General features: G+C 50.6%; 2 protein-coding genes. Both read left to right on the top strand.

The features are described from left to right. On the top strand, positions 1-325 hold a 325-nt coding region (tnpB, locus tag IV91_RS0112050), incomplete at its 5' end, for an IS66 family insertion sequence element accessory protein TnpB (protein WP_031598746.1). 74 nt (positions 326-399) lie between these two features. Continuing rightward, the coding region (locus IV91_RS19190; RefSeq protein ID WP_035418029.1) for an IS66 family transposase at positions 400-615 on the top strand (216 nt) is incomplete at its 3' end.

Genomic DNA, 615 nt, shown 5'->3' with positions numbered 1-615 from the left:
CCGGGTCTTCATCTATGGCCAACCCGTAGATGCCCGCAAATCCTATGACGGACTCTATGCCTTGGCACGCAACGAAATGAAGCAGGACCCCTTGAGCGGACATCTGTTCTGCTTCATCAATCGGCGTGCCAACCAGATCAAGGTCTTGTATTGGGATCGCTCCGGTTTCTGTCTGTGGAGCAAAAAATTGGAAGTTGGAAGGTTTGTCTCTGACTGGGGTCAGATCCACTCTTCCGAAACCGATTGGACCCACTTCAAACTCCTCCTGGAGGGGGTCGAACCCAAATCCTTTCGCAAGCGCTATTCCCGTCTGCCAGCCACCTGAAATCAGGGTGAAAATAATTCATAAATATGCCCGAAAAATCAACATAACCGATTGATTAGTGGTACAATTATGTCATGTCAAAAGCCCTCGAAACCGCACAAAAACCCACCGACCAAGTCGCGGTTTTGACTCACACAAATTCTTTGCTTCAGGCGGAAAACGCTCATCTCAAAAGGCAACTGGAATGGTTCAGACGCCACCTTTTCGGTCAGAAGTCGGAACGCCGCAACCCCGACCTATACAGCCTCCAACTGGCCTTCAGTGACCTGGGTGGGGAAGGCAATACTCCG

The sequence above is a fragment of the Ferrovum myxofaciens genome, from assembly GCF_000735045.1.
Taxonomy (GTDB): domain Bacteria; phylum Pseudomonadota; class Gammaproteobacteria; order Burkholderiales; family Ferrovaceae; genus Ferrovum; species Ferrovum myxofaciens.
Note: the sequence above shows the minus strand (reverse complement) of the source record. Positions and strands in the feature narration are given on the sequence as shown.